The organism is Mycolicibacterium sp. XJ2546 (assembly GCF_053483195.1).
In genome coordinates this window covers 148,482-169,882 of sequence record NZ_JBEFRW010000006.1, presented here as the reverse complement: position 1 = coordinate 169,882, position 21,401 = coordinate 148,482, and the positions used below count along the sequence as shown (strand labels likewise).

The 21,401-nt window shown below is 68.4% G+C and carries 22 protein-coding genes and 1 pseudogene; 10 read left to right on the top strand and 13 right to left on the bottom strand.

The genetic code is table 11. The annotated features are described in order from the left end of the window. Window positions 1-6: 6 nt before the first annotated feature. Both ABQE44_RS12740 and treS read right to left on the bottom strand, forming a co-directional pair. Window positions 7-1,389 (bottom strand): maltokinase N-terminal cap-like domain-containing protein, encoded by a 1,383-nt coding sequence (locus tag ABQE44_RS12740; protein WP_448391705.1) that lies wholly within the window; start codon window positions 1,387-1,389, stop codon window positions 7-9. Next, complete coding sequence (gene treS, locus ABQE44_RS12735; protein ID WP_448391704.1) at window positions 1,386-3,188, bottom strand: maltose alpha-D-glucosyltransferase; 1,803 nt, start codon at window positions 3,186-3,188, stop codon at window positions 1,386-1,388. The genes ABQE44_RS12740 and treS overlap by 4 nt, the downstream gene beginning before the upstream one ends. 80 nt (window positions 3,189-3,268) lie before the next feature. Here treS and ABQE44_RS12730 point away from each other — a divergent pair, with 80 nt between their 5' ends. Then, a complete protein-coding gene (locus ABQE44_RS12730; protein ID WP_448391703.1) occupies window positions 3,269-4,069 on the top strand; it encodes a HugZ family pyridoxamine 5'-phosphate oxidase in 801 nt (266 codons plus the stop codon). Between the two features lie 15 nt (window positions 4,070-4,084). Then, window positions 4,085-4,654, top strand: a complete 570-nt coding sequence (gene pyrE, locus ABQE44_RS12725; protein WP_448430078.1) for an orotate phosphoribosyltransferase — start codon at window positions 4,085-4,087, stop codon at window positions 4,652-4,654. A 5-nt stretch (window positions 4,655-4,659) separates the two neighbouring features. Here the strand turns inward: pyrE and ABQE44_RS12720 are convergent, their stop codons facing one another. Both ABQE44_RS12720 and ABQE44_RS12715 read right to left on the bottom strand, forming a co-directional pair. Further along, window positions 4,660-5,109, bottom strand: coding sequence for a hypothetical protein (locus tag ABQE44_RS12720; RefSeq protein ID WP_448430076.1), 450 nt, complete (start codon window positions 5,107-5,109; stop codon window positions 4,660-4,662). Continuing rightward, on the bottom strand, window positions 5,106-5,636 hold the full coding sequence (locus tag ABQE44_RS12715; RefSeq protein ID WP_448391700.1) for a copper chaperone PCu(A)C domain-containing protein: 531 nt from the start codon (window positions 5,634-5,636) through the stop codon (window positions 5,106-5,108). Before ABQE44_RS12715 ends, ABQE44_RS12720 begins: the two co-directional genes overlap by 4 nt. Window positions 5,637-5,716: 80 nt before the next feature. Here ABQE44_RS12715 and ABQE44_RS12710 point away from each other — a divergent pair, with 80 nt between their 5' ends. After that, window positions 5,717-6,214, top strand: a complete 498-nt coding sequence (locus ABQE44_RS12710) for a MarR family winged helix-turn-helix transcriptional regulator (protein WP_448392022.1) — start codon at window positions 5,717-5,719, stop codon at window positions 6,212-6,214. 115 nt (window positions 6,215-6,329) lie between these two features. On the opposite strand, the gene ABQE44_RS12705 is transcribed toward ABQE44_RS12710, so the two are convergent. After that, window positions 6,330-7,454, bottom strand: coding sequence for an ABC transporter substrate-binding protein (locus ABQE44_RS12705; protein WP_448430074.1), 1,125 nt, complete (start codon window positions 7,452-7,454; stop codon window positions 6,330-6,332). Window positions 7,455-7,544: 90 nt separating this feature from the next. On the opposite strand from ABQE44_RS12705, the gene ABQE44_RS12700 reads away from it, so the two are divergent. The 3 genes from ABQE44_RS12700 (at window position 7,545) to ABQE44_RS12690 (ending at window position 10,718) form a co-directional block, all read left to right on the top strand. Further along, on the top strand, window positions 7,545-8,024 hold the full coding sequence (locus ABQE44_RS12700; protein ID WP_448391698.1) for a hypothetical protein: 480 nt from the start codon (window positions 7,545-7,547) through the stop codon (window positions 8,022-8,024). 14 nt (window positions 8,025-8,038) lie between these two features. Next, window positions 8,039-8,446, top strand: coding sequence for a TIGR03668 family PPOX class F420-dependent oxidoreductase (locus ABQE44_RS12695; RefSeq protein ID WP_448391697.1), 408 nt, complete (start codon window positions 8,039-8,041; stop codon window positions 8,444-8,446). Between the two features lie 82 nt (window positions 8,447-8,528). Beyond that, complete coding sequence (locus ABQE44_RS12690) at window positions 8,529-10,718, top strand: elongation factor G-like protein EF-G2 (protein WP_448430072.1); 2,190 nt, start codon at window positions 8,529-8,531, stop codon at window positions 10,716-10,718. A gap of 98 nt (window positions 10,719-10,816) precedes the next feature. On the opposite strand, the gene ABQE44_RS12685 is transcribed toward ABQE44_RS12690, so the two are convergent. The 5 genes from ABQE44_RS12685 to ABQE44_RS12665 all read right to left on the bottom strand — a co-directional run bounded on the left by ABQE44_RS12685 (window position 10,817) and on the right by ABQE44_RS12665 (window position 15,145). After that, window positions 10,817-11,545 (bottom strand): hypothetical protein, encoded by a 729-nt coding sequence (locus ABQE44_RS12685; protein ID WP_448391695.1) that lies wholly within the window; start codon window positions 11,543-11,545, stop codon window positions 10,817-10,819. After that, window positions 11,542-12,723 carry a zinc ribbon domain-containing protein gene (locus ABQE44_RS12680; RefSeq protein WP_448391694.1) on the bottom strand — a complete coding sequence of 394 codons (1,182 nt, stop codon included), beginning with the start codon at window positions 12,721-12,723 and terminating at the stop codon, window positions 11,542-11,544. Before ABQE44_RS12680 ends, ABQE44_RS12685 begins: the two co-directional genes overlap by 4 nt. Further along, window positions 12,720-14,282: a S53 family peptidase gene (locus ABQE44_RS12675; protein ID WP_448392021.1), complete on the bottom strand. Its 1,563-nt coding sequence runs from the start codon at window positions 14,280-14,282 to the stop codon at window positions 12,720-12,722. Before ABQE44_RS12675 ends, ABQE44_RS12680 begins: the two co-directional genes overlap by 4 nt. Before the next feature lie 58 nt (window positions 14,283-14,340). Next, window positions 14,341-14,649 carry a hypothetical protein gene (locus ABQE44_RS12670; RefSeq protein ID WP_448391693.1) on the bottom strand — a complete coding sequence of 103 codons (309 nt, stop codon included), beginning with the start codon at window positions 14,647-14,649 and terminating at the stop codon, window positions 14,341-14,343. A gap of 100 nt (window positions 14,650-14,749) precedes the next feature. After that, window positions 14,750-15,145: an STAS domain-containing protein gene (locus ABQE44_RS12665; protein ID WP_448391692.1), complete on the bottom strand. Its 396-nt coding sequence runs from the start codon at window positions 15,143-15,145 to the stop codon at window positions 14,750-14,752. A gap of 272 nt (window positions 15,146-15,417) precedes the next feature. Between ABQE44_RS12665 and ABQE44_RS12660 the strand changes: the two are divergent. The 3 genes and pseudogenes from ABQE44_RS12660 to ABQE44_RS12650 all read left to right on the top strand — a co-directional run. After that, window positions 15,418-15,720, top strand: a pseudogene (locus ABQE44_RS12660) (ATP-binding protein); the annotation flags it as partial. A 12-nt stretch (window positions 15,721-15,732) separates the two neighbouring features. Further along, window positions 15,733-17,940, top strand: coding sequence for a SpoIIE family protein phosphatase (locus ABQE44_RS12655; protein ID WP_448430070.1), 2,208 nt, complete (start codon window positions 15,733-15,735; stop codon window positions 17,938-17,940). Window positions 17,941-18,081: 141 nt separating this feature from the next. After that, a complete protein-coding gene (locus tag ABQE44_RS12650; RefSeq protein WP_448391690.1) occupies window positions 18,082-18,390 on the top strand; it encodes an STAS domain-containing protein in 309 nt (102 codons plus the stop codon). Window positions 18,391-18,400: 10 nt separating this feature from the next. Here the strand turns inward: ABQE44_RS12650 and ABQE44_RS12645 are convergent, their stop codons facing one another. Then, a complete protein-coding gene (locus ABQE44_RS12645; protein ID WP_448391689.1) occupies window positions 18,401-19,306 on the bottom strand; it encodes a DMT family transporter in 906 nt (301 codons plus the stop codon). A 126-nt stretch (window positions 19,307-19,432) separates the two neighbouring features. Here ABQE44_RS12645 and ABQE44_RS12640 point away from each other — a divergent pair, with 126 nt between their 5' ends. Beyond that, on the top strand, window positions 19,433-19,774 hold the full coding sequence (locus tag ABQE44_RS12640; RefSeq protein ID WP_448391688.1) for an aminopeptidase: 342 nt from the start codon (window positions 19,433-19,435) through the stop codon (window positions 19,772-19,774). Here the strand turns inward: ABQE44_RS12640 and ABQE44_RS12635 are convergent. Next, window positions 19,771-20,058 carry a hypothetical protein gene (locus tag ABQE44_RS12635; RefSeq protein WP_448391687.1) on the bottom strand — a complete coding sequence of 96 codons (288 nt, stop codon included), beginning with the start codon at window positions 20,056-20,058 and terminating at the stop codon, window positions 19,771-19,773. The genes ABQE44_RS12640 and ABQE44_RS12635 overlap by 4 nt on opposite strands. After that, a complete protein-coding gene (locus ABQE44_RS12630; RefSeq protein WP_448430068.1) occupies window positions 20,055-21,359 on the bottom strand; it encodes an MFS transporter in 1,305 nt (434 codons plus the stop codon). The genes ABQE44_RS12635 and ABQE44_RS12630 overlap by 4 nt, the downstream gene beginning before the upstream one ends. Window positions 21,360-21,401 lie beyond the last annotated feature (42 nt).

The following is a 21,401-nucleotide window of genomic DNA, read 5'->3' as shown; positions in this document are numbered from 1 at the left end:
CTGGGATTAGCTCACGATCTTGGCGATCGACTTGAGCGGGATCGGCAACCAACTCGGCCGGTGCCGCACCTCGTAGGTGGCTTCGTAGACGGCCTTGTCCAGCTCGTAGGCCGCTAGCAGCGCCGCCGAGTCGCGCGGGTCGGCGCCGGCGTGCTCGGCGTAGCCGTCGCAGAACGACGCGGCGTTGCGGTCCACCCACTCGCGGGCGCGCGCAGCCAGTTGGCGGTCGCGGTCCTCGGCGCCGGACTCCGAAGACTGGTCCATCAGGCGTTGGTAGGCGGCATATTCGAAGGACCGAAGGATCCCGGCCACGTCACGCAGCGGGGAGTCGGGCCGGCGGCGCTCCTCCAACGGCTGGCCGGGCTCCCCCTCGAAGTCGATCAGCAGCCAGCGTTCCGGGGTGCGCAGCACCTGCCCGAGGTGCAGGTCGCCGTGGATGCGCTGCACGGTGATCGGCTCGTCGGCGAGCTTGCGGTACCGCTCCTCGATCAACGAAACATACTGCTGCAGTTGGGGCACCGCCTCGGCCGACGCGTGCAGCCGCGCGGTCACCGCATCCGTCGGAAACACGGTCGTCTCAGTGCCCAGCCGGTCGGCCAGCGTCGCGTGCACCGACGCAACCGCCTCACCGAGCCGGTAGGACTCGCCGGCGAAGTCGCCGCCGACTTCGTCGGCGTAGAGGTCACCCTCGGCGAACAGGTCGCGGGTGCTCGTCGTGGCCATATTCCAGCCCTCGGCGGAGTTGGCGGCGAACTCGGCGACCATGCCCAGCGCATACGGTTCACCGTTCCACCGCGCCTCGTATGAGCCGAGCAACCGGGCCACGTGCGGGTTGCCCGCGTCGGCCAGCACCCGGTTCAGCTCGATGTCGGGGGTGATGCCGGGACTGATGCGACGAAACACCTTGAGGATGGCGTCTTCTTCGAACACCACGCTGGTGTTGCTCTGTTCGGCGCTCGACAACCGCGCCACCGAATCCAGCGGCAACTCGACGCCGGGTTCCTTGCTGAACCGGACGTCGCCCACGGTGGCCGAGCTGTCGATGAGCGCCAGCAGCGCCTTGGCCGCGGTGGGGTCGTACAGCGCGTCGTATCCGGTGCGGTCACCGTCGTGGGCGGCGGAGCCGATGGTGGCAACGTTGAGGAACTCCGCGATCGGGCCACCGCCGGCAGCGCCCGCGTCGTCCCACCAGACGATCACCTGATAGCGCTCGGCAGAGCCGTCGGCGTAGGACACGTCGAGCAGCATCAGCTCGAGGTCCAGACCCGCAGCCGGATTAGCAATGTCGGGCAGCGCCACCACGACGGCGGGTTCGACGGACGCCAACTCGCGGTTGCGCCCGGCGTACCACCGTTGCTGCGGTAACCATTCGTCGAACGGCAAGGTCATGGCTGGTCTTTCGGTTCGGGTTCGGGAGCACGCAACGAGAACCAGTAGAACCCGTGGCCGGGCAGGGTCAGCAGATATGGCAGCTGACCGATGGACGGAAACTCGACGTAGCCGGTCATCTCGATCGGGGTGTACCCGCTGTAGGCCTGCAGATTCAGCTCGATGGGTTGCGGAAAGCGGGACAGGTTGTTCACGCAGAGCACCGTGTCGGATCCGCCGTCGCGGTTGATCTCGCGGACATAGGTCAGCACCGACGGGTTCGATCCGCCCAGTTCGTGGAAGCTGCCAATGGCGAACGCCTCGTGGCGCCGACGCACGGCCAGCATGGTGCGCGTCCAGTTCAGCAGCGAGTTGGAGGTGTCGCGCTGGGCTTCGACGTTGACGGCCTGATAGCCGTAGATCGCGTCCTGGTTGGGCGGCAGATACAGCCGGCCCGGTGTGGCGGTGGAGAACCCGGCGTTGCGGTCCGGGGTCCACTGCATCGGGGTGCGCACCCCGTCGCGGTCACCGAGCCAGATGATGTCGCCCATGCCGATCTCGTCGCCGTAGTACAGCATCGGTGAACCCGGCAGGCTCAACAGCAGCGCGGTGAACAACTCGATCTGGTTGCGGTCGTTCTCCAGCAGCGGCGCCAGGCGGCGGCGGATGCCGACGTTGGCCTTCATCCGCGGATCCTTGGCGTACTCGGCGTACATGTAGTCGCGTTCTTCGTCGGTGACCATCTCCAGCGTCAACTCGTCGTGGTTGCGCAGGAAGATCGCCCACTGCGCCAGTTCCGGGATATCGGGCGTCTGTGCGAGGATCTCGCTGATCGGGAACCGGGATTCGCGCCGCACCGCCATGAAAATCCGTGGCATCAGCGGAAAGTGGAACGCCATGTGGCATTCGTCGCCGCCGGTGTCGGGATCGCCGAAGTACTGCACCACGTCGGCGGGCCACTGGTTGGCTTCGGCCAGCAGCACACTGCCGGGATATTCGTCGTCGATCACCTTGCGGCAGTGTTTGAGGAAGGCGTGTGTCTCGGGGAGGTTCTCGCAGTTGGTGCCTTCCCGCTCGAACAGGTAGGGCACCGCGTCGAGCCGAAAGCCGTCGATGCCGAGATCGAGCCAGAACCGCAGGACGTCGATCATCGCCTCTTGCACGGCGGGGTTGTCGTAGTTGAGGTCGGGTTGATGGGAGAAGAACCGGTGCCAGTAGAACTGTCTACGCACCGGGTCGAACGTCCAGTTGGATTCCTCGGTGTCGACGAAGATGATCCGCGCGTCGCGGTAGCGGTCACTGGTGTCGCTCCACACGTAGAAGTCGCCGTACGGCCCGTCGGGGTCACGGCGCGACTCCTGGAACCACGCGTGTGAATCCGAGGTGTGGTTCATCACGAGATCGGTGATGACGCGGATTCCGCGGCGGTGCGCGGCGTCGAGCAGGTCGACGAAGTCCTCGACCGTGCCGAACTCGGGAAGCACCTTGTAGAAGTCGCGGATGTCGTAGCCGCCGTCGCGCAGCGGGGAGTCGTAGAACGGCGGCAGCCAAAGACAGTCCACGCCAAGCCATTTGATGTAGTCGAGTTGTTCGGTCAAACCGCGCAGATCACCGAAGCCGTCGCCGTTGGAGTCGTAGAAGGCCCGCACCAGCACCTCGTAGAACACGGCGCGCTTGAACCACGTCCGGTCCTCGGGCAGCACCCGGGCGTGGCCGAAGTCGTCGGCGGTGGGGTGCTCGACGGTCCGGCCGTCGGGACCCTCCTCGACATGGCTGCCGTCGGATGGGTCGTGTTCGTGTCCACCGCTGTGCTGATCCATACCGAGTTCAAACGTACCCACGTCCGCGAAAAACGAATCGGGCCGGCGGTGGACTGCCGCGACGGCGGTAGGGTACCGGCGTGGCCCTTCGTGATCATGGCGATCCGGGTGACGCTCCCTCGGTCCCGCCTCCGCTGACCAAAGTCGTGAACTCCGCGCGTCCTTCGGCGGCCGAGGAGGCGCGCACCATCGCCGCATCCACCAACGCCGGCACCCTGGCGACGCTGACCGTCGACGGCGATCCGTGGGCGTCGTTCGTGACGTACGGTCTGCTCGACGGCGCCCCGGTGCTGTGTGTCTCCAACCTCGCCGAGCACGGCCGCAACCTCGGCCACGATCCGAGGGCGAGCATCGCGATCGTCGCGCCCGACGCCGAATCCGACCCGCTGGCCAGCGGTCGCGTCACGCTGGCGGGTGTCGCCGAGGCGCCGACCGGCGAGGAACGGGCCGCGGCCCGCGAAGCGCACCTGTCTGCCGTCGCGTCGGCGAAGTACTACATCGACTACAGCGACTTCACGCTGTGGGTGCTGCGGGTCAGCCGGGTCCGCTGGGTCGGCGGCTACGGGCGGATGGACTCGGCGACCGGTGCGGCCTACGCCGCGGCCGAACCTGATCCCGTCGCGCCGCACGCGGCCGGCGCCGTCGCCCACCTCAACGCCGACCACGCCGACACGCTGGTCGCGATGGCTCAGGCGTTGGGCGGCTACCCGGACACCACGGCTGCGACCTGCACGGGCGCCGACCGCTACGGCCTCGACTTGCGGCTCACCACCGAACGCGGGATGGCCTACACCCGCATCGGCTACGCCGCCCCGATCGATTCGGTAGGCGAATTGCGTGCGGCCGCCGTGGAGTTGACGCGTCGGGCCCGGCAGCCCTGAAATACCATCACCGGTATGTCCTGGCGTCCCGACACCTGGCAAGCGGCGTTCGACCTCATCAAGACCCGCGGCTACGAGCACCGCGCCGAGCCGTTCAGGCTGGCCAGCGGTCAGCTCAGCCACGACTACATCGACGGTAAGTACGCGATCGACACCGGCGAGCGGTTGACGATCGTCAGCCGCGCGGTCGCCGATCTGGCCGCCGGGCACGGTATCGAGTTCGACGCGGTGGGCGGGCTCACGATGGGTGCCGACCCGTTGGCGCACGGGGTCGCGATGGTGACCGGCAAGGCGTGGTTCTCGGTACGCAAGGAGCAGAAGCAGCGGGGCCGCGAGCAGTGGATCGAAGGCACCCGGCTGCAGCCGGGCACCCGCGTGCTGCTCGTCGACGATGTGATCAGCACCGGCGGATCCACCGAGATCGCGTTTGACCGGGTGACCGCCGCGGGCGCCGTCGTCGCCGGGGTCATCCCGATGGTGGACCGCGGCGACGTCGCGGCCGGCCGCTTCGCCAAGCGCGGTGTCCCGTTCGTCGCGCTGGTCAGCTACCGGGATCTGGGCATCGAACCGGTCCAGGACGTCTAGCTAGCTCAGCGCACCAACGCGGTGATCACCGACCAGTACCGCTGCCGCTCGGCCTGCGGCATATGCGGTGGGAACGAAACTGCCACCGGCCCAACGTGTTTGAGACCACGCGTCACCGCGTGACGCATCGCCTGCCCTGCGGTCGCGAACGATTTGACCCGCACCGTGTCGGTGACGACGGACTGTTCGCACTGCGCGACGCCGCACTCCTGGGCGGTGGTGTCCAACGGGTGCGGTGCGGTCAACCCCGCGCGGGTGAGCGCGCGGATCACGTCGTCGGCGGTCAGTGACGGTGCGGCGCCGCTGCGTTCGGTCGCGGCGCCCAGCGGTTGACTGTCCGCCGAGCTGGTCACCGGCGCCGTGCCGGTGGGCGCCGCCGGTTCGGCGCATCCGCCGAGCGCCAGCGTCAGGACGGCTGCGGCCGCCGTGATCATCGTGGTGGTTGACCGGGTCATGCCTCGGACCGGCACGGCTGAATCGGCACCCGGACGTCGACGTCACCGAGCCGCTCGAACCCGAACGTCACGTCGACCGACGTGCCGGGCCGCGCGTCGGCGTTCAACCCCTGCAGTTCGATCGCGGGGATCGCGAACCGATTGGCGCCCACGGGTTGCACCTGACGCTGCCCGAACGCCACCGAGGCGCCGGGCCCGATCTCGACGGGCTCCTCCGAGGAGTACTGCACGGTGTCGGCGGCGGCGGTGGAGATGTCGAGCAGCCGCTCGATTCCGCTCGGCCGGTTGTTGGTGACGGTGAACCGCAGGTCGGCCTGTCCGCCCACCGATATCGAACACCTGCCGGGGATGAACTGCGGGACGATGTAGGCGTGCTCCACAGCGGTGGCCTGACCGGGTGAACCGGCGGGTGACCCCTCGGGTGAACCCGACGCTGGACCCGAGGGGCCATGCGTGCAGCCGGTGACCGTGATCAGCACCATCGCACCCACCGCGCACAGCGCGCGTGACGTCGCCTGGCTGCGCACGGCGGTCCTACCATGACCTGGAAGTCGTGGCTGCCGTTCCCGGTTGCGGCGGCGCAACCCTTGTCGGCAGGATTCTCGGTATGACTTCAGTGCACAGCGGCGAGGATGCGTCGACCAGCCAGGTCGACGAGGTGTTGCGGGCCTCCCGCGCGATCGTCGGCATCGTCGCGACGTCGCTGGCCGGAATCGAGGAAGTCGTCACCGTGCCGCAACTGCGCGTGCTGGTGATGGTGCACACACGCGGGCCGCTGAACCTCGGGGCGGTCGCTGCCGGGCTCGGGGTCAACCCGTCGAACGCCAGCCGCACCTGTGATCGGCTCATCCACGCCGGCCTGCTCGACCGGCGCGAATCCACCGTCGACCGGCGCAACATCACGTTGACCCTGACCCCGGCCGGGCGTCGACTGGTCGACAAGGTGACCAGACGGCGGCGCAAAGAGATCGAGCGGGTGCTGTCGACGATGACGCCCGGTGAGCGCACCGCGGTCGGCGCGGCGATGGCCGCGTTCGCCACGGCAGCCGGCGAACCCGAGGACGATGCCAGGACTTTGGCCCTGATGTGGCCCCCGGCGCCCTGAGTCATACCTCTGTGATACCCACAGCGGTTGCGCGCGCGCAAGCATTCGCCGCTGATGACGGGCTAATTGTGATCCGCCGGCCACCGCAAGTACACCGGACAGTCGACGCCGACGGTCAGCCGATCGCGGCGGCCCAATGCGCGGACAGGTACGCCGTGGCCTGCTCGGTCTGATCGGGGCTCGGCACCGTGACCGGGCCGTCGATGACCGGCAGGCTGGCGGCCGCGGCCTCGTCGAGGGTGCCGTCGGTCATCATGTTGTCGGCGCGCACCGGCCGGACACCGCCTGCGGCGAACAGGTTCTGGCCCTCGTCGCTGTAGAGGAACTCCTGCCAGAGCCGGGCCGCGGCCGGATGCGGCGCGTCCTTGTTGATGGCCTGGTAGTAGAAGCCGGCCACCGCGTACTCGGGTGGCACGAACACCCGCCACGACGGCAGCTTCTGGGTCTGCGTGGCGTTCAGATAGTTCCAGTCGATCGCCACCGGCGTCTCACCGGATTCGATGGTCGCCGGCGTCGGGTTGACCGGCAGGAAATTGCCCGCCTCGCTGAGCTTTCGGAAAAACTCGACGCCCGGCGCGATGTCGTCGACCGAACCGCCCTGCGACAGGGCGACCATCAGCACCCCGGAGTAGGCCGCGCCGGCCTGGGTGGGGTCACCGTTGAGCGCGACCGCGCCGCGGAACTCCGGTTTGAGCAGGTCGTCGACGCTGGTGACCTCGGGCACCTTGGCGGAGTCGTAGCCGATCGACATGTAGCCGCCGTAGTCGTTGACCCACCTGCCCTCGCGGTCCTTGAAGGCCGCCGGGATGTCGTCGAACGTGGCGACCCGGTACGGCGCGAACATGTCGGTGTTGGCCAGCGCGACCGACTGGCCGAGGTCGAAGACGTCGGGCGCGGTGTTTGTGCCCTTCTGCTGGGCGGCGGCGTCGATTTCCTCCTGGCTGGAGGCGTGCGGCTGCGCCGAGTTCACCCTGATGCCGTACTTGTCGGAGAACGTCTCGATGATGGTGCCGTAGTTGGCCCAATCCGGCGGCAGCGCAATGACATTCAGCTCGCCTTCGGCTTTGGCGGCTGCGATGAGCCCGTCCATGCCGCCGAAGTCCGCCGCGGAGGTGGCCTCACCGGCGTTGACGCCGGGCTGGGTTTCCTGTCCTGCGCTCTCTTCCTCCGGTGCGGCGCAGGCGACCGCGCCTGCGAGCAGGACCGCGGCGGCGGCCAGGGCCGCCAGGTGGAACTTCATATCGTGGCCAACCTTCCGGTGGTCGGGAAGCGCGATGGCACCCTATCGCGGCCAACGTCGGCGCTGGTACGCCGGCGTTAGCATCGGGGGATGGCTGAGCGCGAAGGAGCGGGGGCGTTCGACGCATTCGATCCGGACACCTGGCGCTTCGAACCCGCACCCGCGCCGTGGTATCGGCGCAGGCTGACACTGACCGCGGGGATCGCTGTCGCTGCCGCGTCGGCGGCCATCGTCGTCTCGGGGGTGCTGCTGGTGTTCGACGGGTCCGGCACCGACACCGAAGAACCCACCGCGACTCCCGCTCCCAGCGCACCGCGCACCGCCGCATCCACGCCCGCGGCGACCAGCGTCGAAACGTCGGCGCCCGCGCCGCCACCGCCCGCGCCGGCCGAAGCGCCACCGCCGCCGGCCGAACCGCCCGCCGAGATCACCGCGGAACCCATCGTCACCGCACCCGCGCAGACGGCCGAGGAGCCACCGTCGACGCGGGCCACCAAGGAACCCGAGTTCGGGGTGACCCGCACCAAGGAGACCCGCCGGCCGATCAGCGTCGCGCCGAATCGGCCGTGAATAAGCTGGACCCCATGGCCGACTCGGAGGCCGTGGCCAGGTTCGCTCAAGCGTCAGTGGCGACCCTGGGCACCGTCGGGGCGGACGGTGCCCCGCACCTGGTGCCCGTGGTCTTCGGTGTGCACAACGGCGTCGTCTACACCGCCGTCGACGCCAAACGAAAATCCACCCAACGGCTGCGGCGGCTAGCCAACATCGAGGCCAACCCGCGGGTGAGCCTGATCGTCGATCACTACGACGACGACTGGACGCAGCTGTGGTGGGTGCGCGCCGACGGGCTGGCCGAGGTGCATCACAGCGGTGCGGCCCGCGCCGTCGGCTATGCCTTGCTGCGCAGCAAATACGTTCAGTACGAGCGGATTGCGTTGGACGGGCCGGTGGTGACCGTCGCCGTCGACCGATGGGTGTGCTGGCACGCGTGACTTGGTCAAACCTCGCCGAATCCCTTGTGCTCGGTGTCGGTTCGGGGAATGGTGGGAGGCACCACCGTCAGGAGGCGACGCCATGGCTGACAAAACGACAACTTCTGGTGGTGCCGGAGCCGCCCCCACCGCGGACAGTCCGGCCGCCATCCGAAACGTGGTGCTGGTGGGACCATCGGGTGGCGGCAAGACCACACTCGTCGAATCTCTTCTGGTCGCCTCCGGGGTGATCAACCGACCCGGTTCAGTGGTCGACGGCACCACGGTGTGCGACTTCGACGAGGCCGAGATCTCCCAGCAGCGTTCGGTCGGGCTCGCGCTGGCGTCACTGCAACACGACGGGGTCAAGGTCAACCTCATCGACACTCCCGGCTACGCCGACTTCGTCGGGGAACTGCGGGCGGGACTGCGCGCCGCCGACTGCGCGCTGTTCGTGATCGCAGCCAACGAGCAGGTCGACGAGCCGACGAAATCGCTGTGGCAAGAGTGCAGCCAGGTCGGCATGCCGCGCGCGGTGGTGATCACCAAACTCGACCACGCCCGCGCCGACTACGACGCCGCGCTGGACGCCACCCAGCAGGCGTTCGGGGACAAGGTGCTGCCGCTGTACCTGCCTGCCGACTCCGGTTCAATTGCCGGCACCGCCGGCGGACCATGCACCGGGTTGATCGGGTTGCTGTCGCAGACGCACTACGAGTACGGCGACGGCAAGCGCACCGCCACCCATGCGCCCGACGCCTCCTACGCCGAGGCGATCGAGGAGATGCGCGGCACGCTGATCGAGGGGATCATCGAGGAGTCCGAGGACGAAACGCTCATGGAGCGCTACCTCGGCGGCGAACAGATCGACCAGTCGGTGTTGATCGACGATCTCGAAAAGGCCGTCGCGCGCGGGTCGTTCTTTCCGGTGATACCGGCCTGCAGCGGCACCGGCGTCGGCACCCTGGAACTGTTGGAGATCATCACCAGCGCCTTCCCGTCACCACCCGAACATCGGCTGCCCGAGGTGTTCACGCCGCAGGGCAAGGCGCGGGACGGTCTGGCGTGTGACCCTCAGGGTCCGTTGCTGGCCGAGGTCGTCAAGACCACCTCGGACCCGTACGTCGGCCGGGTCAGCCTGGTGCGGGTGTTCTCGGGCACCATCAATCCGGATGCGACGGTGCATGTTTCGGGTCACTTCACGTCGTTCTTCGGCGCGCCGGCCCACAACGGATCCAACGTCCACGAGGATCACGACGAGGACGAGCGCATCGGCACGCTGTCGTTTCCGCTGGGCAAGCAACAGCGTCCCGCGCCGTCCGTGGTGGCGGGCGACATCTGCGCGATCGGCCGGTTGAGTCGCGCCGAGACCGGAGATACGTTGTCGGACAAGGCCGATCCGCTGGTGCTCAAGCCGTGGACCATGCCAGAACCGCTGTTGCCGGTCGCGGTGGAGCCGCGCGCCAAGACCGACGAAGACAAGCTGTCGGTCGGATTGCAGCGGTTGGCGGCAGAGGATCCGACGCTGCGCATCGAGCAGAACCGCGAAACCCATCAGATCGTGTTGTGGACCATGGGTGAAGCCCATTCCGGGGTGGTGCTCGACGGGTTGCAGCGCCGCTACGGGGTGGCGGTCGACACCGTCGAGTTACGGGTGCCGTTGCGGGAAACGTTCGGCGGCAAGGCCAAAGGCCATGGCCGACACGTCAAGCAGTCCGGCGGGCACGGGCAGTACGCGGTGTGTGACATCGAGGTGCAACCGCTGCCGGAGGGGTCGGGCTTCGAGTTCGTCGACAAGGTGGTCGGCGGCGCCGTGCCGCGCCAGTTCATCCCCAGCGTCGAGAAAGGGGTCCGGGCGCAGATGGAAAAGGGAGTGGGCGCCGGCTATCCCGTCGTCGACATCCGGGTCACGCTGTTCGACGGCAAGGCGCACAGCGTGGACTCTTCCGACTTCGCGTTTCAGATGGCCGGCGCGCTGGCGTTGCGGGAAGCCGCCGCGGCCACCAAGGTGAACCTGCTGGAACCGGTCGACGAGGTGTCGGTGCTGGTGCCCGACGACCTGGTGGGCACCGTGATGGGCGATCTGGCGGGTCGACGCGGGCGGGTGCTGGGCACCGAGAAGGTCGGCGAGGACCGGACGCTGGTCAAGGCGGAGATCCCCGAGGTGGAGCTCACCCGGTACGCGATCGACCTGCGCTCGATGGCCCACGGCGCCGGGACGTTCACCAGGGCCTTCGCCCGCTACGAGCCGATGCCCGAGCAGGCCGCCGCCAAGGTGATGGCCCCGGCCTGAGACAGCGGATCAACACCGAAGCCCGCCGAAACCGACGTTTTGGTCGGTTCCGGTCGGGCGAATCCACCAAATCGTACCTTTCGGCGCCCCAACACCGCCTACCGCGAGGGGTCCCCTCGCCAACTGAAGCTGTTGACGTATTTGCCCATATCCAAAGCGATTTGGAGGTTGGCGCCCGACGGCTTGCCGAACCCGAAGTCAGGGCCGAACTCGTGGTAGGGGCCCACCGCCGCGGCCACCAGCGCGAGATCGTTCTTCACCGCGACCATCACCATCACCCGCATCCTCGAGTAGCTGGTGTTGGCGCCCTGCGGCCAGCAGTCGGCCACCTCGCCGTAGCCCGATTGGTAACCGACCATCGCGTTCGGAATCTCATACACGGTGCGGGTATCGGGGAAGGCCTTCTGCACCACCGCCTTGGCGATGTCTTCGGCCGAACGGTCGCCCGCAGGCTGACCGAACAACCGCATGGTGCCGCCGTCGCCTGCCAGAAACTGCGCAGTCACCCCGTTGGGTTGGGTGGTGATGCGATACGCCGAACTCGGCGTCGGGTGGCTCACCGAAAACGCCCCGTCGGCCGCGGTGAAACGTGGGTTGACCTCGACGGGCGTACCGGTGGGCGGGCGTCCACAGTCGGGCGGACAGGCGTAGCGCGCCGGGGGTTTGCTGATGGTCGCCGACCACGCCACCAGGGCGGCGGCCACCACGACGATCGCCAGCAGCCAGGTCACCACTAGCCGTCGCCGCGACGTCCGCCGCGGCGCGGGCGCCGCGTAAGTGCCGACCGGAACCGCGTATCCCGGAAAGAAATCCGTCGGCGCGCTCATGGCTCACGCACCGGCCGCATCGTCCGTCGGGATCTGCGCGACGACCGCGACGACGCCCTGGTCGCCACCCCGCACGCCGGACAGAACGCCATATCGGGCACCACATGGCCGCAGTGCGGGCACAGCAGCGGTTCGTCGGCCTGGATTTCGTCGTGCGCTTCGTGCAGCAACGCCAGATGCAGACCGACGCGCAACAGGAACAACGCGACACCCGCCAACAGCAGATGCATCGCCAACAAGAGCAACTGGGCCGGCGCGGCCGCATCGACCACCCCGAGCGCCAGACACACCGTCAGCACCGCGACCGCGAACCCGACGAGCACACCGCGCACCAGCATCGGGCGCTGCTGCTGCTTGCTCGGCGGACGCCGAAACCACAGCGCCGCACCGATCAACCCGCCCGCAGCCGCCGCCGTCACGGGTTCGGCCACGCCCCTGATGCCGGCTTCCACCAGCAGGCTCTGCATCGGCTGCCTGCTCACCACGCCCGTCCCGAACTGCGGCGCCAGGTGCGCCAATGTCGACGCAGCGGTGAACGACAGCGCCCCGAGCGCGCCAACGACAAAGCCGTCCAACGCTTCTCGCGTCGGTGGCCGCAGCATCCGCACGATCACCGCGGGCGCCAGCATGAGCAGCACACCGCCGAGCGGTATCGCGATCCCGTCACGCAGCATCCGGTCCCAGTCGACACCCTCGGTGAGCCCCGACTCGTACGAGCGGGTGATCGTCGCCTCGGTCAGCAGCACCCAACCCAAGCCCAGTCCCACACCCAGCACCGCCGTCAGCGCCAACGTGCGAACACCGAAGTCGCGGAACGCATCTGACTCCCACAAATAGATGACGAACAGCACCGGAAGTCCCAGTGCGGCCACGGTGACCAGCGCGGCGGGCAGGCGCAGCAGCGTGAAAGCGGCCAGCGTCACCAGCAGGACCGCCAGGCCCCACCGAAACGCGGTGCGGGAGCGCTGCGGCAGATGCGGAAACAGCGAGCTGGTCGGCGACGGCGCCAGCAGGTGTTCGTCGGGCGCGGCACCGAAATCGCGCAACCGCAGCCAGTCGGGTCCCTCACCGCGGCGCGGGGTCAGATGACATCCGCACAACCCGCAGTACTGACCGGCGGGCACGTCGGTCTGACACACCCGGCACTCGGCGGTGGGCACCTGATCGTCGTCGCTCATTGGCCGGACTCCTCGAGCGCCAATAGGTTTCGCACCAGGTTGTCGACATCTGGGGTGCCGAGCCCGGTCACCAGGTCGTAACCCGCGGCGGCGTCGGCCACCGCGTTGCCGCCGAGGGTCACGTCGCGAAACGCCGGCAGTGCCGCCCCCGCGGCGATGCGATACAGCTTGGGGTTGAGCTCACCGAGCGCCTGTCCGCCGTTGGCGAGCAGGTACTGGTTCATCACCGCGGCCAACCCGGCCCAGATGGGCGCCGACTGCGACGTGCCGCCGCCGACGAGTTGGGTCTGTTTGAATACGATTCGCACCCCGGTGAACGGGTCGGCCACCGCCGCGACGTCCGGGGTCAGCCTGCGGCCGGGGTTCTGGTCGGGCAGCACGCCGCGCTGCCAATCGGGCCGCTCGAACAACGACGAGACCCCGCCGCCGGTGCCCACCGACAGCGGCACGTCGAACCAGGCCTGTTCGGCCAGCCAGCGGCCGTCGGCGTCGGTGGACAGCGTGGTGCCGCCGACGTCGGTGATCTCGGGCAGCGACGCCACGGTGTCCAGCCCGATATCGGCCTGCCCGGGCGGCGCGGACCATTCGTCGCCGCCTTTGCACTCCAACCCGGCGAGGTCGCCGCTGGCGTTGAACGCCGTCGTGCCGTCGGCCTGCGCGGCCGCCAACGCCGAGCGCACCGGCGCGAGGTCCGTGGCGGTGACCAGCTTGTCGCACCCCCAGCCGATCGACAGGCTCCACACCGCGCCGGGGAAGCGGCGGGCGGTCTCGGCGAACATCTGGCCGACCTTCTCGAAGGTGCCGTCGCCCGCGACGGTCGGTCGGGCGCTGACGACGACCTTGCGCGCATCGGGCGCCACGGCGTGGGCTACCTGAAGGTCCATGGTGGTTTCGCCGCGCGGTGCGTCGAGTTCGCCGCCGACCAATTCCGGGGTGAACCGCGGCAGCCCGAACGTGTCGGCGAAGAGGTCCAGGTCGGCCTGTTCGAAACCGTCGAACGCGAAGAAGACGATCGTGACGCCCTTGCCGGTGTAGCCGTCGGCGGTCAGCGGGTCGACGTTGTAGGCGTGGCGCAGCGCGGCCGGCGACAGCCCCTTGTCCGGCACGTCCAGCGGCACCATCGGCAGCTGCGAGGTGTGGTGCGGTATGTAGCCGAGGATCCGGCCGACCGCCGCGACATCGCCGCGCAGCGCCTCGGGGAGCTGCGGCTGTTGCGGGGATGCATAGAACACCTGCCCGCGCCGGCCGCGGTAGTCGCGCACCTCGACGTCGAAGGCGCGCGCCAGGTGCTGCGCCGTGCCCTCGACGACGGCCCAGTTGTCGCCCTGCTGCCATCGGACGGCCAGACCCGCGTGGCCGGCCCAGGCGAACACCGCGGCCGGGCGGTCACGGCGGTGCAGGGCCAGGGTCAGCTGGGCGTCGCCGTCCTGCGAGGGTCCCAGGTCGGTCGAGCTGGCCAGCAGATGGGCGTAGGGCCCGGTGATGGTGCCGTCGTGCTGGGCCGACGGGCGCAGGTCGGCGGCGAACATCAGCATGCTCGCCGCCAGCAGCGCGAGCATGCCGAGTCGCCCCGCACCCACGGACGTCAGCGTCCGTCGAGAACGATCGAATCGACGCTCAGTGATCGCCCGGGATGGCCGTCGGCGCAGGTGGTGCCTTCACCGTCGGCGAGAACGGGTTGGGTCCCGGATCGATGCGCGGCGCCTTCTCCGTCGGCGGGCCGGGGTCGCCCGGGGCGGGCGGCGGCGGGCTCTCGGGCGGTGCCGTCGTCGTGGTGGACGTGGTTGTCGTCGTGGTTGTCGTGGTGGTGTCTTCCGGCGTGGATTCCTCTTCGGCGGCGCACGACGCGGTCAACAGCACGGTCGCCGCGACCGCGGCGCCACCGGCGACCGAGGCGATACGGCACCCCAAACGGCCTGGCCTCATAGTTTGATCCCATTCTGTTGTGACCCAGCACCGAGGGCGTACCAAGATCACCGCCGGCGAAGTGCAACTTTAGTGGAATCTGCGGGTCCGCGCGCGTCGACTAGTTCTGTGAAGCAGCGCTCAGCGCGGCGATCGCCTCCGCCAGCGTCGGATACATGGCGAAGACCTGGTCCAGGCCGGTCAACTGGATTGGCCTGCTGGTTGCGGGACCGTTGGCGACGACAGCAAAGCCGGTGTTCTTGATGACGGCTTCGTTGGTGGCCACCAGCGTCTGCAGGCCCGCCGACGCGAGGAACTCGACGTCGGTCAGGTCGATCACCAACGCGGTGGGCTCGGCGCCCAACGCATCGGTGATCGCCTCCTCGAGAGTGCTGACGGTGGCCACGTCGACGTCGCCGCCGACCACTACCACGGCGATCCCATCTTGGTGGGAGACCGACGCGGTGATCGGGTCATTACCTGGCACAGCGGTCCTTCGGTTCGTGAGCGCCGCCATGGACGACGGCAGTGCGCAGAGCTTAGCGCTTGCCCCCGAATGCAGATCAACGCTTCGACGGTTCCCCGACCTAACTGCAGGCTAGTGTCGCGGTAAGACCCGTGCGTACGTAAACGCCGAGCCGGTGCCAGAGCTGGGAGGTTGGATGTCGAATCCGTCCGTCGAGCCGAACCGCGCAGGGCTGACCGGCTGATCCGAGGGTGTGCGGTTCGGACCCGGCGAGCGGGGAGTGAGAGTGGCGCTTGACGTTGTCGTCCAGACCAGCGGCTCCGACGACGGTCGCCACCGCTATCGCCGAGATCGCCTGTAACATCATGAGTTACGCGGCGAACGGGAAGATCCGTATCGGTGTGCAGTTCCGCGACGGCAGGCAGGCGCTGGTGGTGCAGGCCGAGGACGACGGGCCCGGAATCGCCGGCGTCGAACGCGCGATGGAGGATGGTTACTCCACGGCCCGCGGGTTGGGGCTGGGCCTGCCGGGAGCCAGCAGGCTGATGGACCGAGTGCAGGTCGACTGCGGGCCGGACACGGGCACGGTGATCGAGATGTGGAAGTGGGTTCCCGACGGTGCATAGGCGTGAGGGGCCATGACCGACGCCGGCGACTTCTACGCCCGCTACGCCGAGGCGCTGCAAACCTACCTGCGTACCGGTGACGAAGCTGCGTTGGCGCTCGGACACGTCCTCGGACGTCAGGCGCTGCGCGACGAGATGAGCGTGCTCGACATCGTCGAAAACCATTCACGTCTGGCCGGCACCGCCGACCGCGATACCGATTCCGGCAGAGCACTGCAGTTTCTGTTGCAGTCGCTGGCGGCGTTCGATGTCGCATCTCGCGGATTCCTCGACGGCAGAAGGCGTTACGCACAGCAGCGGGCCCGCGCCGACTACCTCGCTGGTCGCGACGAGTTTCGCACCGCGCTGGTGAACTCCCTTCAGGATGGCTTCTTCGTCGCCGACCACACCGGCACCATCATGGAGATCAACGACGCGTTCACCGACATCACCGGGTATGGCGCCAACGGCCTGCCCTACCCGATGCCCCATCCCTGGGTGGACGATCCCGACACCGCGATCGCACATCTGGCGGAGGTGGCGCGGCGCGGTGCGGGCACGGCCGAGGTCGCCATTCAGCACCGCGACGGGCGCCGCCGGTGGGTGGCGCTGAGCATGAACGTCATCACCGGGCACGCATCAGACCGCACTGCCTATGTCGGCACGCTCCGTGACATCACCGCTCCGCGGGCGGCGGCCGAACGCGACAGCGCGGTGGCAAGGCTGGCCACCGCGGTCAGCCTCGCCAAGAACGTCGACGAGCTGCTGTCGATCACATTGGCGCAGTGCGCATCCGCACTGGACGTCGCGCGGGTGACCGCGGCCATCTGGTCCCCGACCGGAACCGACCCGACGATCCACGTGGCGGGTGAGCCCGCCGTGGCGAGTTGGCAGGACCTGGACCCGGACTGGCGTCGCACCTTCGAGGACGCCCGCGACTGGCTGCCGCTGACCGTCAACCCGGTCGGCGCCGCGCCCAGCGCCGGCACCACGCGGGGCTTCGCGGCGGTGCTGTCCAGCACCCGCGACGTCGTGGTCTGCCTGGAGCACCGCAACCCCCGCGTGGTCAGCACCGAGGACCGGCGACTGGTCAGCGCGCTGGTCGGGCATCTGGGTCTGGCCATGCAGCATGTCCGCCAGTTCGAGAGCGTCCGGGAGACGTCGCTGACGCTGCAGCGCTCGATGCTCGCCTCCACCACGCTTCCGTCCGGTTTCGCCGTGCGCTACGAGCCGGCCGTTCCGCCGCTGGAGATCGGCGGCGACTTCTACGACGTGTTGCCGGTCGCCGAGCACCGGATCGGCGTGGTCGTCGGCGACTGTGTCGGCCGCGGGTTGTCGGCGGCGGCGGTGATGGGCCAGCTGCGGGCGTCCACGCGGGCGCTGCTGCTGACGGGCGCGGAGCCCGCGGCGGTGCTCGAGCACCTCGACTCGGTGGCCGATCTGATCCCGGACGCGTTCTGCACCACGGTGTTCGTGGCGGTGCTCGACACCGAAGCTCAGTCCGTGCGCTACAGCAGCGCGGGCCACGTGCCGCCGGTGCTTGCCTGCGGCGGGTCACCGCCGCAACTGTTGACCGACGGGCGTTCGGTGCCGCTGGCGGTGCTGCGCGGTGAACCACGCCCCCAGGCGGACCGCACGCTGACGCCCGGCTCGACGCTGATGCTCTACACCGACGGGCTGGTCGAGCGGCGTGCCGAAGCGATCGACCACCAGATCGCCCACCTCAGCGACGTTCTCGCTGAAACCACCGAACAACACATCGAAACCGTCGCGGACACGGTGCTGGCAAAGCTGATGCCCGACAACGGTTTCGACGACGACGTCGCGATCGTGCTCTACCGGCACGCCTACATGCCGCTGCGCATCGACATCGAAGCCGCAGCGACCCGGCTCAGCGAGGTTCGGCACCGGCTGGCCGCATGGCTGCACGGCAACGGCGTTCCTGCGCCGCTGGCCGACGACATCGTGCTGGTGGTCAACGAAGCGTGTTCGAACGCGGTCGAGCATGCCTACCGCGACCGGGATTCCGGCCGTATGCGGGTGGCAGCCGACGTCGAAGAACACGAGGTATACATCAGCGTCTCCGACCATGGTTCGTGGAAGCCGCCGCCTGCCGACCCGGGCACCAGGGGGCGGGGGTTGCTGCTGATGCGCGCGGTCAGCGATGGGGTGGATCTGGACGGCACACCCGCGGGCACGACGGTGGAGATGTCGTTTCGATTGCCGGACGACGGCAACTGAGGCTTGGGTACCACGCCGCGAGCGTCCGCGTGGTATTGGTTCAATCGGCAATCAGCGCGGGTCGATTTCAGGAGTTGCGATGCGCCAACATTGGTGCGGCACTGGTGTTTACCCCTGCGGGTCGGCTCCGCCGCGCACGCCATGACCACCTCGCAGTTCCGGTTGAGCCGCCCCGACGCCGAGCAGGCACCGGTCGTCACCGCTACCGGCGAGATCGATTTGGCCAACATCGACGAGTTCGCTGCGGTACTGGCGCGCGCCGCCGATGAGCACGCCGCAGTCACCGTCGACCTGGTTCAGGTCACCTATTGCGACAGTACCGCTCTGCGCGAACTGTTTTCGGTCGCATCCAGCAGCAAACTCACATTGGTGGTGCCGGCGAACGGGCCGATCACGACATTGCTGGAGATCTCGGGTCTGGATCAGGTCGCGACGGTACAAGTCGGCTGAGTCTGCGGGACTAGGTCGGTCGGCCGGCCACCGGGCTAGTTCGGCTGGCCTCGAGCTCTTCTTCCAGTGCCCCCTCCTCGCGGCCGAGGGCGATGGTCGACGCCGTCATCGCGACGACCGCGATCGTGATCGCCACGGCTTTGACGCCGTTCACGGTCATGTGTTCGCCGAGTACGACGGCTCCGAGCACCACAGCGATGACGGGTTCGAGCACCAGCATTGTCGGCACCGAGGTCTGCAGCGAGCCGGCGTGAAACGCCGACTGCTGCAAAAACACCGCGATGACACCCAGCGCCACGAGCAGGTAGGGGATCGGTGTGCTGATCACGGCGAGCAGCCCGGTGTGGGTGAGGATGTGCATGACGACCTTGGTGAGCACCGCGACGACACCGAACAGCACGCCGACGGCGACGGCCAGCAGCACAGCACGGCGCCAGCCCGGATTGCGCACCGCCACCACCACACATGCGGTCACGACCGCCGCGCACACCACCGCCACGATCACCATCAGCGGCGCGGATGCTTCGTAGTCGCCGGGGCGGGTCTTGGCCAGCACGACGAATACGGCCAGCGAGGCGGTCAGCGCCGACGCCCAGAGCCAGTCACTTCGGGTGACGCGGCGATCGGCGAGGCGGGCGCTCAGTGGCAGCGCGAACAGCAGCGCGGATACCAGGATGGGCTGGACCAGCATCAACGAACCGAACGCCAGCGCGAACGCCTGGAAGCAGAACCCGGTGACCGCGGCTGCGGTGCCTGCCCACCACAATGGCCTGCGCAGCAGGGTGAACAGCATCACGCTGCTGACGCCGTGCTCGGGTGCGACGTCCATGGTGGCGCGCTGGCGGACCACGATGCCGATCGCCAGGAACACCGCGGCGAGCAACGCGAGAACTACGGCCAGACCGTGGCTTAGCAAGGCGTCGAACTCCCTTCAGACCGCGGCCGGCGCACCGGACAAGCAGACCATATGGGCCGATGGGTCGCGTAGTCGGTGTGACCGCGGGCAAGTTTCGGCGTCGGCCCGAGTGGGCATTGAGCGATCATGAACATGCGACGTTTGGTGCTGTTGCTGGGCGCGATCGTGTTGGTCGTGGGAGTCATTGGTCTTCTGGTACCCGTATCGGTAGCCGGACCCGACAATCAGGACATCGGCTGCGGTAATGCCATCGCCGCGGACTACGCAGCCGCCCGCGACGTGGACAACAGCAATCCGGCCAACCTGCCCGTGCTCAACGAGCTGATCCCGCACACCGACTACGTCGCGCAGTGCGAGTCGGCGGTGTCGCAGCGGCGTACCTGGGCAATTCCGGTGGCGGTCATCGGGCTCGTGATCCTGGTCGGCGGGTTCTTCCTCGGCAGCCGCACCGGCGGCGCGCGAACCTAACTGGCTTCGCGGCCCCCGACCACGCGTAGGCGTGGCGGCGCGTGCGGCGTCGGCTGGGGGGTCGGCGCGATCTTGTCGTTGACCGACGCCACCACCGTGTCGACGCGGGTGACCGCACGGTCGCACAGCCCGCGGACCCGGTCGCTGGCCTCGTCGACGTCGTCGGCTGCGCTGCGCAGGTAAGCCCGGATCTGGACCCGGAAGCGATCGCCTGCCGAGCGCAGCCTGCGGCGAAGACGGTCGTCGATCTCGATCGAGACGAAGGGCAACACCTGAAGCTTCATGGCCCCACGATAGCGGCCATCCGCTGGTCGGTGGTCTGCGGAAGCGGGCGCGCGGCGGTCTCGCGCATGGTGAACACCACAGCCAGCGAGATGACCGCCGCTGCGATCAGATAAAAGGCGGGCGCCACGTTGTTGGCGGTTTCGGCGGTCAGCCAGGTGACCACATACGGTGTGGTGCCGCCGAACCCGGCGACGCAGATGTTGTAGCCGATGGAGAAGCCGCTGTAGCGCACGGTGGTGGCGAACAGCTCGACGCCGGCCGACACCGCCACCGCCACGTAGACCGATTCGATCGCGGCCAGGCAGCAGTGCGCGATCACCGCCGCCGTCAACGAGCCCGAGTCCAGCAGCAGAAACAGCGGATAGCCCAGCACCGCGAAACCCGCCGAGGCGCCGATGAGAAGCGGTTTGCGTCCGATGCGGTCCGACAGCGCCGCCAGCGGCAGGATGAGGATCAGCGCAACCAGGCTGGCCAACGTCATCGAGACGAACGCGCTGGTCTTGGAGAATTCCAGGGTCTGGATGAAGTAGTTGGGCAAGAACGTGAACACCACGTAGTAGCCGACGTTGAACACGATGAACAGCCCGATCACCTGAAGGATGGGCCGCCACGCGGTCGTGACGGCTTCCCGCAACGGCGACTTGACCACCTGATCGGACTTACTCAGTTCGGCGAACTGCGGGGTGTCGTCCAGGCGCAGCCGGATGTAGAGGCCGACCAGGCCCAGCGGCCCGGCGATCAGGAACGGGATGCGCCAGCCGTAGCTCTCCATCGCGGCTGCGGGCAGCAGGGCCTGCAGCAGCGTCACGGTCAACGAGCCGAGCAGGAAGCCCAGCACTCCGGACCACGCCATGAACGTGACGGTCACCCCGCGGCGCTTGTCGGAGGCGAACTCGGCCAGGTACACCGCGCCTCCGCCGTACTCACCGCCTGCTGAGAACCCCTGCAGGCAGCGCAGCACCAGAAGCAGCAGCGGTGCGGCGACGCCGATCGAGGCGTAGGTCGGCAGCAGCCCAATGGCCACCGTCGCCGCCGACATCAACAGGATGACGATCGCCAGGACCCGCTGGCGCCCGATCCGGTCGCCGAGCGGGCCGAAGACGAATCCGCCGAGCGGCCGCATGAAGAAGGCGGCCGCGAAGATCGCGAATGTGTTGAGCAGAGCGGCGGTTTCGTTGCCCTCCGGAAAGAAGTTCGCGGCGATGAACGTCGCCAGGAACCCGTAGATCGCGAAGTCGAACCATTCGACGGCGTTGCCGATCGATGCTCCGGTGATGGCCTTGCGCACGTCGGACGGCATGTACTGCTCCCTGAGATTAAGCGTTGCGCTCAATAGTGCTGG